Source organism: Pseudomonas sp. LAMO17WK12:I1 (genome assembly GCF_900177315.1).
Lineage (GTDB): Bacteria > Pseudomonadota > Gammaproteobacteria > Pseudomonadales > Pseudomonadaceae > Aquipseudomonas > Aquipseudomonas marginalis.
This window is the reverse complement of sequence record NZ_FWZV01000005.1, coordinates 307,759-321,013: the sequence shown is the minus strand read 5'-3', so window position 1 is coordinate 321,013 and position 13,255 is coordinate 307,759. Positions and strand designations below refer to the sequence as shown.

The 13,255-nt window shown below is 62.9% G+C and carries 13 protein-coding genes; 7 read left to right on the top strand and 6 right to left on the bottom strand.

Annotated elements, in window-relative coordinates; all coding sequences use genetic code 11:
- Positions 1-99: 99 nt before the first annotated feature.
- The 6 genes from B9N88_RS11740 to B9N88_RS11715 form a co-directional block, all read right to left on the bottom strand.
- Entirely contained in the window at positions 100-2,517 is a 2,418-nt protein-coding gene (locus B9N88_RS11740; RefSeq protein ID WP_027604697.1) for a TonB-dependent siderophore receptor, read from the bottom strand.
- Between the two features lie 109 nt (positions 2,518-2,626).
- Positions 2,627-3,562 (bottom strand): glutathione S-transferase family protein, encoded by a 936-nt coding sequence (locus B9N88_RS11735; protein WP_027604698.1) that lies wholly within the window; start codon positions 3,560-3,562, stop codon positions 2,627-2,629.
- 75 nt (positions 3,563-3,637) lie between these two features.
- On the bottom strand, positions 3,638-3,913 hold the full coding sequence (locus B9N88_RS11730; RefSeq protein ID WP_027604699.1) for a GIY-YIG nuclease family protein: 276 nt from the start codon (positions 3,911-3,913) through the stop codon (positions 3,638-3,640).
- A 36-nt stretch (positions 3,914-3,949) separates the two neighbouring features.
- Positions 3,950-4,420 (bottom strand): nuclear transport factor 2 family protein, encoded by a 471-nt coding sequence (locus B9N88_RS11725; RefSeq protein ID WP_027604700.1) that lies wholly within the window; start codon positions 4,418-4,420, stop codon positions 3,950-3,952.
- Positions 4,421-4,516: 96 nt separating this feature from the next.
- Positions 4,517-5,152 carry a response regulator gene (locus tag B9N88_RS11720; RefSeq protein WP_027604701.1) on the bottom strand — a complete coding sequence of 212 codons (636 nt, stop codon included), beginning with the start codon at positions 5,150-5,152 and terminating at the stop codon, positions 4,517-4,519.
- A gap of 208 nt (positions 5,153-5,360) precedes the next feature.
- Positions 5,361-5,786, bottom strand: a complete 426-nt coding sequence (locus B9N88_RS11715) for a hypothetical protein (protein ID WP_133822123.1) — start codon at positions 5,784-5,786, stop codon at positions 5,361-5,363.
- Positions 5,787-6,240: 454 nt separating this feature from the next.
- Between B9N88_RS11715 and B9N88_RS11710 the strand changes: the two genes are divergently transcribed.
- The 7 genes from B9N88_RS11710 (at position 6,241) to B9N88_RS11680 (ending at position 13,244) form a co-directional block, all read left to right on the top strand.
- On the top strand, positions 6,241-6,864 hold the full coding sequence (locus tag B9N88_RS11710; protein ID WP_027604702.1) for a DUF1120 domain-containing protein: 624 nt from the start codon (positions 6,241-6,243) through the stop codon (positions 6,862-6,864).
- Between the two features lie 46 nt (positions 6,865-6,910).
- Positions 6,911-7,525 (top strand): DUF1120 domain-containing protein, encoded by a 615-nt coding sequence (locus B9N88_RS11705; protein WP_027604703.1) that lies wholly within the window; start codon positions 6,911-6,913, stop codon positions 7,523-7,525.
- Between the two features lie 29 nt (positions 7,526-7,554).
- Positions 7,555-8,175, top strand: coding sequence for a DUF1120 domain-containing protein (locus B9N88_RS11700; protein WP_027604704.1), 621 nt, complete (start codon positions 7,555-7,557; stop codon positions 8,173-8,175).
- Between the two features lie 80 nt (positions 8,176-8,255).
- Positions 8,256-8,879, top strand: a complete 624-nt coding sequence (locus B9N88_RS11695) for a DUF1120 domain-containing protein (protein ID WP_027604705.1) — start codon at positions 8,256-8,258, stop codon at positions 8,877-8,879.
- A 29-nt stretch (positions 8,880-8,908) separates the two neighbouring features.
- Positions 8,909-9,604, top strand: a complete 696-nt coding sequence (locus B9N88_RS11690; RefSeq protein ID WP_027604706.1) for a fimbria/pilus chaperone family protein — start codon at positions 8,909-8,911, stop codon at positions 9,602-9,604.
- An 80-nt stretch (positions 9,605-9,684) separates the two neighbouring features.
- A complete protein-coding gene (locus B9N88_RS11685; RefSeq protein WP_081744403.1) occupies positions 9,685-12,117 on the top strand; it encodes a fimbria/pilus outer membrane usher protein in 2,433 nt (810 codons plus the stop codon).
- Positions 12,114-13,244 (top strand): DUF1120 domain-containing protein, encoded by a 1,131-nt coding sequence (locus B9N88_RS11680; protein ID WP_027604708.1) that lies wholly within the window; start codon positions 12,114-12,116, stop codon positions 13,242-13,244. Before B9N88_RS11685 ends, B9N88_RS11680 begins: the two co-directional genes overlap by 4 nt.
- The last annotated feature ends 11 nt before the right edge of the window (positions 13,245-13,255 follow it).

Sequence of the window (13,255 nt, the reverse complement as noted above, 5' to 3'; positions counted from 1 at the left end):
CACTCACCAGAGGAAGCCCGCTCACCACAGGAGGCCCGCTTACCAGAGGAAGCCTGCCCACCACAAGGAGCACACTTGCCATAGGGAGCCCGCCAGGTTTTAGAACTCCAGGGTGCTGGACACCGATACCTGCCGCGCATCGCCCATGGACACAAACAGGCGACTGGCCGCCGAGGTGTAGTAGACGCGGTCGAACAGGTTCTTCACGTTGACCTGGAACTTGACCTTCTGCCCGTCGATCCTGGTGTCGTACGTGGCGAAGGCGTCCGCCACGGTGTAGCCCGGCAGGTTGAAGTCGTTGGCGGCGTCGCCTGCGCGCTCGCCGACATAGCGCGCACCGGTGCCCACGCGTAACTGATCGCCGCCGAAAATGTTGCCGAAGTCGTAGGCCACCGACAGTGAGCCGGTGTGCTTGGCCACGTTTTGCAGACGGTTGCCTTCCAGCGTCGGGTCGTTGTCCTTGATGTCTTCGGCGTCGGTGAAAGCGTAGCTGCCGATCAGGCTCCACTTGTCGGTCAACTGGCCGCTGGCGTCCAGTTCCAGGCCACGGGAACGCACCTGCCCTGCGATGCTGTAGATGGTGTTGGCGCCGGAGCCCACCGACACCAGCACATTGCGTTTGTCGATAGTGAACAACGCCGCGCTGGCGGTGATGCGCCCGGGGATGTCGAGCTTGGCGCCCAGCTCCCACGACTTGGACTCCTCCGGCGTGAGGTCGCCGGTCAACGTGCTGCCATTAAGCAGTGGGGCGATGGTGGAGTTGGGCTTGAACGACTCGGTGTAGCTGCCGTAGAACGACAACTCATCGGTGTAGCGGTACACCAGGCCGGCACGCGGCACCCAGGCCTGGCCGTTGCCGTCGGTGTTGGCCTTGAACGGCACGCCCTTGCCGGCGTACTGGTCATACATCTGATAGCGCGCACCGGCCACGAAGATCCACTGGTCAGTCAGGTGAATCGCGTCCTGGAAGAACAGCGAATCGCTGCGCAGCAGGTCGGTCTGGGCGCTGTCGGCGGCGCTGACGGTGGTGCCCGCAACTTCGTTGCCGTACACCGGGTTGTTGTAGTTGAAGGTACCGCGCGAGCTCTGGCGAATCAGGTCGGCGCGGTAGATCTTGCGGTACTCGTCGTCCAGGCCGAACACCAGGTCATGCTGCATGCCCAGCACATTGACCTTGCCTTCCAGGCTGGCCGTGGCGAAACGGTCGGTGGTGATCGCACCTTTGGTGCCGTCCATCTTGCGGGTCAGGGTGCCGTTGGTGTTCACCGCACTGACGCGCACCTGGCTGGCGTCGTAGGTTTCACGGTTCCAGCTGTAGCCGAAGTGGGCTTTCCAGTCGTCGTTCAAATCGTGGTCGGCTTCAAAGCGGTACAGGTCGGAACGGCCTTCCATGTTATTGAACGGCTCGTCCAGACGGCGAGTGGCGGGGATGTCCAGCGGGTGGTTGGACTTGTCGATGGCCGTGCCGCGGTCGAACGGCGAGAGAAATTCGCGGTGTTCGTAGGCGAACAACAACTTGGTGGTATCGCCGTACCAGGCCAGGGACGGCGCCACCAGCGACTCGCGGTGGGTGCCGAAATTGCGCCAGTAGTCTTCGTCTTCATGGTCGACGATCAGGCGATAGGCCAGGCCCGAATCGCCGATGGGGCCGGTGGTGTCGAGGTTGCCGCCGCTGCCGTTCTTGCCATCCCCGAAAGTCGAGCCGCGCACGGTCAGGGACGTGGCCTGGGTCAGTTGCGGTTTTTTGCTGACGATATTGACCACGCCGCCCGGGTCCTGGATGCCATACAGCAGCGACGACGGGCCCTTGAGCACTTCGACCCGTTCTGCGGTTGAATTCAACGCCCGGCCCTGCACCACCGGCATGCCATCGCGCATGATCGAGCCGTTACGGTTATCGCCGAAGCCGCGCAGCATCACCGCGTCCTGGGTGCTGGCCAGGGTGTTGGCCTGGGTAATGCCGCTGATATTGGCCAGGGCGTCATCCAGGTTGCGCGGGGTCTGGTCGCGCAACACTTGGGCGGGGACCACGTTGACGGTCTGCGGGGTTTCCAGCAGCAACGCGCGGGAACGCATCACCGAGCTGGTGGGCGGGGGCTGGTAGCTGGTGCTGTCCTCGGTTTGGCCGACACCGCTGATGGTGGTCGCGCCGAGGTTGAGCGCGCCCTCGGTGGGCACGGGTTCCAGAGCCAGGGTGCGGGCATCGATCTGGCGGAAAGTGAAACCGGAGTTGCCCAGCAGACGTTGCAGGGCCTGGGTCGCGCTCATTTGCCCGCTGACCGCCGGCGCACTGAGGCCGTAAGGCGCTTCATCGGTGTAGATCACGCTGATCCCGGTGACCCGGCTGAAATCGCTCAAGGCCTGGGGCAACGGTTTGGCAGCCAGGGCAAAGGTGAACCGGGCGCTTTGCTGCTCCTGCGCCTGCGCCACGCCGAGGGGCAGCAATGCCAGCCCCGACACCGCCAATACCGAGGCTCCCAGCCACTGTTTAACCAAACCGCCCGCCGTCGACTTCATGCTGTGAGAACCCGTGTAGAAAACGCTGTTAATGCGAATAGATCGCAGTTTCAAGCACTACACGGATGGACTGACGGTTTACCTCACCTTTATTTGCAAATATTTTTATTTATTGCGCCTGAATGCAAAAACCCAAGCGTGGGAAATGCACATGCACGGTGCCGGCGCGTTCATCGGTGCGACGCAGGATCAGCTCTTCGCGCCCGGCAAACAGCAGTTCACCGGCCACGGGGTCGGTGCCGTAGTCAGTGGCCGAGATGGTCACCTGCTGGCCGGGTTTGAAGCCGTTCAAGTCCTCGAAAACCTCATCGGACAGCGCAGTGGGCGTAGCGTTACGCGCCACTTCCAGCGCTTGCTCGGCGCTGATCTCACTGGCAGTGCCATGGCCAAAGCTCAGTACGCGGTCCAGCCACGCCGCCACAGCGGGATACGCATCCACCAACGGCGCAGTCACCGATGAGCCCTTGAGGAACCACAGCGGATGGGCCAGGGCAAAGTCGGCAATCGACGGTTCACCAAACAGGAAGTCCCCCGTCGGGTGCTGCAATTGCTGATCGATACGATGGATGATCGCCGGCCATTGATGCTTGGCCTGGTCCAGTTGCAAGCGGGCGGCGGTGCCACCGCTGAACAATTTGCTGCGGTCAGTCACCAGCACCTGGAGCATTTGCGGCGGTACCTTGGCAAATTTGACGGCCAGGGATTCAGGCTGGAACACCAGCGCCACGGCATGGGAAAACACTACCGAGTCGGCCCAGGCGGCGAAGCCTTGGGTAACCAGTTCCAGGCCTTGGGGAAACAGCGTCGGGGCGGATTTTTCCTGCTCCAGGCGTCGGGCGATCAAGGCGGTGTCGCAGTAGATGTCGGCACCGACTTGCAGCACCGGCGTCTTGCGATAGCCGCCGGTCAAGGCGGTGAGGTCAGGCTTGGGCATCACCGGCGAGATGCGCACGGAATGCCAGGACAAGCCCTTGAAGCCCAGCATCAGGCGGGCTTTTTCAGCAAAAGGGGACTGCGGGTAATGGTGGAGAATCAACTCAGACATGCCAGGCTCCGCTCGATAGGTGAGCGGCTAGCTTAGCCTGCAAAACCCCGGGCGGGGACGATGGGAACCCATCAGTCAAATCAATGAGCCACTTGCGGCCAGGCACTCCTTGGCGCTTTTCTTCAACTTCTTGATCAAGCGCTCCTGGCGCAACGCCTCGCCCTTGCTCGCGCATTGCTCCGTGTACACCAGCGCGACCGCCGGGCTGGACAGGAAAAACCGTGCGCCCTTGCCGCTCTGATGCGCGGCAAAACGGCGCACCGGGTCATTGCTGATGCCGCAATACAACGCGCCATTGGCGGCGCGTACCAGGTACACAAACCAGGGTTTGGGTTCAGAAGGATCAGTCACGGGTCGATTCGGTAAACCAGAAGAGCGCCAAGCTTATCAACGACCGGCCTGGAATGCCCTGAGGCCTTTGAGCGCCTGGGCACGCACGGCGTTTTTCAGGGCCGGCGACCAGCCCAGCAACAGGCCCTTGAGGCCCAGGGCCTGGCGCGACCAGCGCCACAGATCGAAGTGGTCGTGGTGTTCGCAGATCTTGCCATCACGAAACACAAACCGCGCGCCGATATCGTTGACCACCGTGTTACCGGTGGCGCTGAACAGGTAGGTCGCGACCCAATGCGCGCTGCCGGTGGTTTCATCGCTGCGCACATGGTCGAACGTCAGGGAGAAATCCTTGGCCCGGGTGGTGAGCATGCGCCACATATCGCCGGCGTTACGCCCGCGCAACTCACCGAAGGCCGGGTCGCTGAACAGCACATCCTCGGTGTAGCAGGCCGCCATGGCCTCGGCATCCAGCCGCTGGAAAGCGCTGTAGAACTCGGTGATCAGGGCGTTGTGTGCGTCGCTCATGGGCAGGTTCCAGACCAGGGGTTGTAAGCCGTCCAAGATAGTCCGGGCGCCGATAAAACTCTATCGCCATTTACACCGGGAATGCCCCACCCGGCGCTACGGCACCATGCCGCAGCTGCGGGCGTAGGCAAACAGGTCCACATCGGTGGAGATGCACAGCCGGCTCATGGCCGTGCTTTTCTGCTTGCTGATCGTGGAAATACTGCGATTGACCCGGGCCGCAATCTGGCTGACGGTCATGCCGCTGGCCAGCATCCTGACCACTTCGCGCTCCTTGCTGGACAGCTGCGGCTGTTGCAACTGATCGCCGGTGCCCGCCTCCACCAACTGCGCGCGCAGGCATTCACTGACAAACGTCTCGCCCCTGGTCACTGTAGCGATAGCGGTGGGCAGCTCCCGGGCCGAGGCGCTCTTGGCGACAATCGCCCGTGCCCCGTGGGCAAAGGACGCACGCAGCGTCGCCACATTGGCGAACATGGTGACCAGAATCACCGGCAAAGTCGGGTACTGGCGCCGCAACAGCCCCAGCAGTCCGTAGCCGTCGGCCTGCTGGCCGCCGGGCATGGCGAAGTCAGTCACCAGCACGTCACACGCCACGCTGCCCAGCAACTTGAGCAATTCATCGGGACCGTCGGCCTCACCGACCACTGTGCATCTACCGCCCGCCTCAATCACCACCCGTTGCCCGATGCGCACAATGGGATGATCGTCGGCAATAATTACACGCAACATAAATACCCACGAATGATGGCAACTTGGAATTGGCGCAAAAATACCTGTGTCCTCTTGTCTCAACAACCACTCGATGCAGCCGGTTCCGGACCGCGCCCAGCGTTTGATAGATGGCAACTTTACGCCTACAAAATAAAAAGAAATTACCTACACCCAAAACTTCCAACCCACAGTAATAACCTCCTACAAACCTTTGAGTCCCGAAGACTCATAACCGGCTCAGATAAGCCATGTACCCCCGCAAGTTGCGCTGGAAGGCTTGCAACTGCGGCGTATTCGCCACCACACCATCGGCCTGGACCCGCGCAATCAACTGCTCGCCGCAACGCTCCAGGTCGACTCCGCCGACGAAGGCCAGGCTGCCCACCAAACGGTGCAATCGCTCCACCAGCAAGGGCCCATCGGCGCGGGCCTGCGCCAGGTCCAGCCAGGCATCGTCTTCCCGTGCTTCCTCAATCAGGCTGGCCACCGCCCGATTCACCATCTCATCACTGCCGAAAATCTCGATCAGGCTGGCTCGCGTCGGCCATGCAATCGCGCCTGGACGACGAACCGGCTCCTCCACCAACGGTGGCAAGGGTGAGGGTGCCAACTTCAGGACAGGTACTCGCTTGGAAAATACCCTTGTCACCATGGTCACCTCACTGTGCTTACATTGATTGCTCAGCCCATGAGTTCATCAACATCCACTTGAACAGGAGCGGGAAGCTGCAACAGCCAAATCAACGAACAGCGTGCAACATCCCCATGGCACTCATGTGACTGTCATAAGCAACAATGAATAGCCTTGCGGACAGGGAAAAGACGATACAACAACTACGAAAAACCCAACTTTCCTACAATCCAAAACATTAATTCCCACGAACTTGCACTCAAATACTGACTACTCCGATTGTCGTAATAGTTGTATTTCCCCCGCCACTCCCCCCGGCTAAATTGCCGCCACCCCCAAAGAGGGGATGGATCGGCCCGTTTCGTCGATCCCAGCAAGACACCACCCGCCGCCCTGCTCGCCGCCTTCCACAAAAAGCTCGGACGATGCCGTGCGCAAGCCTTTATCAGCCAGCCCCTTAGTGGAACCTATAGAAATGAGCAAGTCCCTCACCCTGTTCAGCGCCGCCCTGTTGCTCACCAGTGCCTTGCCTGTCTTGGCTGCCAGCACGGTGGATCTGACGGTCAAAGGTTTGATCACGCCCAGTGCGTGTACGCCCAACCTGCCGGGCGCAGTGGATTTCGGAAAAATTTCCGCGAAAGACCTGAACCTCGACAGCCAGACCCCGCTGCCCACACAAACCGTACAACTGTCCGTCAGTTGCGAGGCATCGACGCTGTTTGCCATCAAGCCTTTCGACAACCGTGCCGGCTCCTCTACCCGCCCCGCCTCGTTCGGACTGGGCCTGATCAACGAGACGGAGAAACTGGGCAGGTACTTCCTGACCATGCGCAATCCCGTCGCCGACAAGCCGTCGACCTTGCTGGTGTCGTACACCGAAGGCCGTTGGACGTGGCTCGCAGAAGACGACACCGTTGAGCCCAACTACCTGATTGCACTGGGAGGCCTGGACGAAACGATTGGCTGGCAGCCTCACCCGCTGCAGGACATGAGCGTGGAGATTGTGCTCAACACCGCGATCGCGCCGGCCAACACACTGACGCTGACCAACGAGGTGGCACTGGATGGTTCTGCGACCTTTGAAGTGAAGTACCTGTAGTGCTTACCCCGCGTCCATCGACCCTGCTCAAATGGTGATTGCCCCTATGAACCTATTTGTCACTCGCGCAGCACTGTTGCTGTTGTTTACGCCAGCGGTGTTTGCCGCCAGCAATACCGACCTCACCGTCAAGGGCAGCATCACGCCCAGCGCCTGCGCGCCGCTGATTTCCGGGGGCGGCGTGGTCGACTTCGGGAAAATGTCGGCCAAGTCGCTCAATGCCGAGCAACACACCGTGTTGCCCAACCAGAACATGCAATTGAGCGTCCGTTGCGAAGGGCCGACATTTTTCACCCTCAACACCATTGATAACCGCGCCGGTTCTTCGGCCAACCATGATCACTGGCATGGCCTGGGCATGACCCCGAACGATGAAAAGATCGGCGGCTCGACCTTCCACCTCTACACCCCCGTGGCCGACGGCGCGGCTGCACGCATCATTACCTCAAGCGATGGCGGGGTGAGCTGGGCCCCCACCAACCAGTTGAACCATATCTGGCTGACCGCCGTTGCAAGCAGCAATGGCCTGGTGCCCATCGCCGTCCGCGACTTTGACGCGCAGATCCGCCTGTACACCCACGTCGCCCCCGCCGACCGCCTGACCCTGCTGGACGAAGTCCCCATCGACGGGCACGCCACCGTTCAACTCAAGTACCTGTAATTCCGCCTATCGAAAGGAGTTCGCTCACCATGAAAACCCTGTTCAGTGCCGCTGCCACCAGCTTGATGCTGCTCACCTGCGCCACCGCCCATGCCGCCTCCACCGTGGACCTGACCGTCAAGGGCCTGATCGTGCCCAGCGCCTGTACCCCCAACCTGTCCGGCGGCGGCGTCATCGACCACGGGAAGATTTCCGCCAAGGACCTGCGCCCGGACAACCCTACCCACATCGGTAAGAACGTCATGACGATTGCGGTGGTCTGTGATGGTGCGACCTCGTTTGCCCTGAATGCGATCGATAACCGCGCGGACTCCGCAATAATGGCGAGTCTCTTCGGACTGGGCTTTATCAACGGTACGCAAAAACTGGGCTGGTTCGACCTGATGTTGCAAAACGCCGTCGCCGACGGCGTACAGGTGGAAACCATCGCTTCCGGCGACGGGGGCAATACCTGGTACAAGGAAAAGTTCTGGGACCCGGGCCTGTACATGTCGGTCGCCACGACGGATGACACCACCCAGCCGGTGCCCGTGAAGGAATTGGTCATGGAGATGGAGGTCAGCACCTCGATTGCCCGCACGGACAGCCTGGACCTGAGCAACGAGGTCACCCTCGACGGGTCGGCCACCCTGGAAGTGAAGTACCTGTGATGCCGGGGATGCCATGCCAGGCCAGTCCTGCCATGGCCTCCCTTACAGATCGGCCACCGTCTCCCAGCCAGTGATGCCCTATGAACACGCCCGCCACGCTTTTCGCTGCCCTGCTGACACTGACCTTCGCCGCCCCGGCGTGGGCCGCCTCTATCGTCGATATCACCGTGACCGGCCGGTTGACCCCGGACGCCTGTCACGTCGAGCTGTCGGAAGACGGTATGGTTGACCATGGCAAGATTCCCTCCCATACGCTGAGCAGTGATGAATTCACCCTGATGCCGAGCCGACTCCTGGAGCTGTCCGTACAGTGCGCCCGGCCCATGCTGTTTGCGCTGGTGGGCCTGGACAACCGTGCGGAGTCGGCGCTGGCCCCAGGGGTCTTCGGCTTGGGCAGGAACATCCATGCCCCCGAAGAACGCCTCGGCGGCGTGGCACTGTCCTATCGCAACCCACTGGGCGACGCGCAACCCATGCAGGTGCTGATGTCCCTCGACAACGGTGAAACCTGGACGCCTCGCCCCAACGCCGCGCCCAAGGCCTACACCGGTTTTGCCCTGCCGGGGGATCGCCAGCCGGATTTCATCAGGCATCTGAGCGCCCAACTGCACATCGAAACCTCGATCAACTTTTCCAACTACCTGACCCTGGATCAAGAGGTGCCGCTGGATGGCTCCATCGTCCTGGATCTGCGCTACCTCTGACTCCTCTCCTGCCCAATGGAACTCTTGTCATGACGACACTACTTTTGAACATTGCGACCCTGGCATTGCTGTTCAGCATGAATGCCCGGGCTGATGGCATGGTCCCCGACACCTCCGTGGTGATCGTCTACGAAAGCGACGGCGAAGCCAGCGTTTCGGTGACCAACACCGACAGTCAGCTGGCCCTGCTGCACGTGACCCTGGAAGATATCCCGGAAGACAACGAGCCCTTGCTGGTGGTCACCCCGCCGTTGTCGCGGGTGGAACCGACGAAATCGCAACTGGTGCGTTTCATCCTGCAAGATCATTTGCCGCTCAAGAGCCAGCGCCTCAAACGCGTGATTTTCGAAGGCATGCCCAAGGGCCGCCCCGCAGCCGAGGCCGGACATGCACGGGTGGGTGTCACCGTGCGCCAGAACCTGCCGGTGATCATTCATCCCAAGGGCCTGGCGCCCAATCGCACGCCCTGGACCGGCTTGACCTGGTCCCTGGAAAACAACCAATTGCTGGTCAGCAATGACACGCCGTATGTGGTGCGGCTGGCCCAGGAACTGCGCCTGCTGCCCGGCGACGGCAAGGCGATGCTGCCGCGCACCTATGTGTTGCCGGGTGAGCGCCTGCGTGTACCGGCAACCGCCTCCGGCGCCCGCACCGTAAGACTGCAACCGGCCACCCTTTACGGTTTCGCCGTCGCCGCCTACGACGCGCCGCTCACCCTCCCCTGACGCAAGACGACGTGACGGCCTGACAAGCGCCGCTAAGACGCGCAGCCGCCCAATATTCGAATGCCTTGGTGAAAACAGTCGTGAATGATCGTGACGGCAACGCCGTGCCCGCCGCCCCACCCCGCCTTGCCTTACCCGTGCTGCTGTTGACCTTTGCCTTGTTCCCCGAAGAGGTACGGGCCGACGAGTACGCAGGCTTTGATACCAAGACCCTGGACCAGCGCGGCATCGACCCGCAACTGGCGAGCCTGCTACTGGATGCCCCGCGCTTCACGGCAGGCACACACGCCGTGACCTTGCGGGTCAACGGGCAACGCCGCGGCCGCCTGCAGGCACGTTTCGATGAGCACGGCGCCCTGTGCTTTGACCGCGCGCTGCTGGACACCGCCAATCTGCGGGTCCCGGCGGACAGCGGCCCGTGCCATGACTTTCTCGCCCGCTTCCCGCAGAGCCTGGTCGAGCCGGACCCGGCCAGCCTTACCGTATCGCTGGTGGTGCCAAGCGAAGCCTTGCGCCCCCTGCAGCAGGACATCTCGGAGTACCAGGCCGGCGGCGTCGCGGGCCTGCTCAACTACGACCTCAGCGGGTTCTACAACCGCTTCGGCGACGACGCCAGCCGTTTCGGCTCGGCCAATACCGAGGTCGGCTTCAATGCGGGCGACTGGATCGTGCGCAGCCGCCAGGTGCAGACCTGGCAGGATGGCCTGTCACGCAGCACCCACCTGGAAGCCTATGCCCAACGCACCTTTGCCCGTTATCAAACGGTGCTGCAGGCCGGGCAAGTCAGCCTCTACAACCCGGTGTTGTCCGGCGCCCAGATCACCGGCGTGCAGGTATTTACCGAACAAGCCCTGCAAGACCAGGAGCAGGGCGCGACCATCGAGGGCATCGCCAACAGCCCCGCACAGGTCGAGGTGCGGCAGAACGGCGCGCTGATCCACTCGACGGTGGTCCCCGCCGGCCCGTTCGCCCTCACCGATGTACGGCGCTTGAACACCCGCTCGGATGTGGAGGTAACGGTCAAGGAAAGCACAGGCGGCGAACGGCGCTTCACCGTCCCGGCGGCGATGCTTGGCCTGGGGCTGCCGGCTGCCGGTTACTCGGTGGCGGCAGGACGCGTGCGCAATATTGGTAACGCTCAAGGTGACGATCCGTGGGTGGTCAGTGCGGGCTGGAACGGCGCCGTGCATCCGCAATTGTCCGTGGGCGGTGGCGTGCTGGCCGCCAGCCAATACCGTGGAGTGGGAGCAAGCATGGCCTGGTTGCCCGGGCTGGACAGCCAGTTGCAGCTGGCCAGCCAACTCTCCGATGCCCAGGCCCGCGACAAGGCACAGGGTGTACAAACCGATCTTTCCTGGGCCCAGCGCCTGGGTGAACAATGGTCATTCAGTCTCGCCAACTCCTGGCGCACCCCAGGCTACCGCGAGCTGGAGGAAGCCACCTACGCAGCCCAACCCGACCGGCACCGCAGCACACGCTATCGCGATCAACAAAGCGCCACCCTGGGCTGGTCGCACCCGTGGCTCGGGGCATTCAGCGCCGGGCTCTCGCGCTCCAGCAATTTTGACGGGGCCAACAGCAGCCGCGCGCTGGCGTCCTGGGGGACGAGCGTCAACGGCGTGTCGCTGTCGGCCAGTGCCGAATGGCAGATGGGCGGGCGCCAGCAACAGGACAATGCGGTGTACCTGAACCTGAGCCTGCCCCTGGGCGAGAGTCGCCGGGCCCGCGCCTGGGTGCGCAACTCGGGCGGCGAGCACCGTTCCGGGCTCGGCCTGAACGAACAGGTCAACGACCAACTCAACTACCGGGTCAGCGCCGAGTACGACAGCCGTGACCGCCAGGTGGAGACCAGCGTGGGCCTGTCCGCCCTGCCGCGCTACAGCCAGTTGGACCTGAGCTACAGCCGCAGCGACGCCGAACGCTCGAGTTACCAGGGCGGTGCCCGTGGCGCGATGGTGGTGCATGGCGGCGGGATGACGTTCTCGCCGTACCCGGTGCGCGACACCTTCGCCCTAGTGTCGGTGGGCGACATGAGCGGCATCAAGCTCAGCACCCCCAGCGGCCCGGTCTGGACCGATTGGCAAGGCCAGGCGGTGGTTTCCCAGGTCAATGCGTACGGACGCAGCCCGGTCGAGGTACAGACCCGCTCGCTGCCACGCAACGCCGATATCCACAATGGCCTGGCAATGATCTCGGCCGGGCGTGGTGCGGTGGATCGCGTCGAGTTCGGCGTAGCGCTGACGCGCCGCTTGCTGCTGACGGTACGCACCGACCAGGACCAGCCGTTGCCCCGTGGCGCCACGGTGAGCACTGCCGAGGGTGAATTCGTCACCCTGGTCCAGGATGGCAGCCAGGTGTTCCTGCCCAATGTGCTGGAGCACACCACGCTGTGGGTCGGCACCGCAGGCAAACAACGCTGTGAATTGCGCTTTGAATTGCCGGCCAAGGCGAATCCGACGGTGTATTACGAAACCGCCCCCGCCCTCTGCCATACCCCCGAGGATGATCGATGACAGCCCTACGACTAGGCATCGCCTGCGTGCTGATGGGCGCGCTCAATAGCGCCCTGGCCCAGGACGAATGCCGCCTGAACGTCAGCGAGGCGTTGCTGGATTTTGGCCTGATGAACCGCGCCGCCCAGCGCGACAGCGCCCCACAGCGTTTGCTCGGCGAGCGGCGCCTGAGCCTGACGTTCACGTGCCCGCACCCCACCGACCCGAGCCTGTTCTATCGCGCCCTGGCGGCAAGCCCAGAGCGCTGGCAATTTACCGAGCAGGGCAGCTACACCCTCCACGCCAGCGACGCTGTACTGGATGGCCAGGCGGTGGCCCTGGGGTTGCTGCCCGCCAGCGGCCAGCCTGCCGTCGCCACAGGTAACAGCCTGGATTGGCGGCCGGGCCACGGGATTGCGCCGGTCCAGAACGGTACGCTGCTGACGGGCAAGCACTTTTCACTGCAACTGAGCGTCAACGCCTGGGCCGACAGCGCCGCCACCCGCGTCAGGGATGCCACCACCTGGGAAGTCTCCGGCACGGTCTACAACCGTCCCAGCGATCGCTACCGCGAACTGACACTGCAGGCGCATTTCGCTCCCGTGGCCTGTGTACCGCAGTTGTCTAATGGAGGGCTGGTGGATTACGGCACGCTGGCGGCCAAAGACCTGAACGCCACCCACGAAACCCCACTGCCCACCCGCACCCTGCAGTTTTCTGTCAGTTGCGACGCCGCCACCCCCTTCGCCTTGAAGATGCACGACAACCGCAACGGCTCGGCGACCGGAGGCACCGATGAAACCGCCTACGGCCTGGACCTGGACGCCAGCCAGAACAAGATCGGGCGCTACTACCTGAACATCGACCCGGCCGAGTTCAGCGCCGATGCCCTCGGCACGCTGTATCGCACCGACTCCACCAGCGGCGGGGTGGCCTGGAGCAGTTCCAGTGCCCGGCAGATCCCCATCGCCGCCAACAGCCTCATGGGGTTCACCGACCGCGCCGCCAGCACGTTGGGGCCGGTACCGATCCAGCACCTGGCCGGCACGGTGCGCCTCAAGGCCTACCTGGCGCCGACCCAGGCCCTGGACTTGCGTAACGTGGTGTACATCAACAGCTCCGGCACCCTCGAAATCATCTACCTGTAACCCATTGGAAC

Coding starts and splice junctions, on each gene's coding strand:
- B9N88_RS11740 (WP_027604697.1), bottom strand. CDS start 2,517: ATGAAGTCGACGGCGGGCGGTTTGGTTAAACAGTGGCTGGGAGCCTCG.
- B9N88_RS11735 (WP_027604698.1), bottom strand. CDS start 3,562: ATGTCTGAGTTGATTCTCCACCATTACCCGCAGTCCCCTTTTGCTGAA.
- B9N88_RS11725 (WP_027604700.1), bottom strand. CDS start 4,420: ATGAGCGACGCACACAACGCCCTGATCACCGAGTTCTACAGCGCTTTC.
- B9N88_RS11720 (WP_027604701.1), bottom strand. CDS start 5,152: ATGTTGCGTGTAATTATTGCCGACGATCATCCCATTGTGCGCATCGGG.
- B9N88_RS11715 (WP_133822123.1), bottom strand. CDS start 5,786: ATGGTGACAAGGGTATTTTCCAAGCGAGTACCTGTCCTGAAGTTGGCA.
- B9N88_RS11710 (WP_027604702.1), top strand. CDS start 6,241: ATGAGCAAGTCCCTCACCCTGTTCAGCGCCGCCCTGTTGCTCACCAGT.
- B9N88_RS11705 (WP_027604703.1), top strand. CDS start 6,911: ATGAACCTATTTGTCACTCGCGCAGCACTGTTGCTGTTGTTTACGCCA.
- B9N88_RS11700 (WP_027604704.1), top strand. CDS start 7,555: ATGAAAACCCTGTTCAGTGCCGCTGCCACCAGCTTGATGCTGCTCACC.
- B9N88_RS11695 (WP_027604705.1), top strand. CDS start 8,256: ATGAACACGCCCGCCACGCTTTTCGCTGCCCTGCTGACACTGACCTTC.
- B9N88_RS11690 (WP_027604706.1), top strand. CDS start 8,909: ATGACGACACTACTTTTGAACATTGCGACCCTGGCATTGCTGTTCAGC.
- B9N88_RS11680 (WP_027604708.1), top strand. CDS start 12,114: ATGACAGCCCTACGACTAGGCATCGCCTGCGTGCTGATGGGCGCGCTC.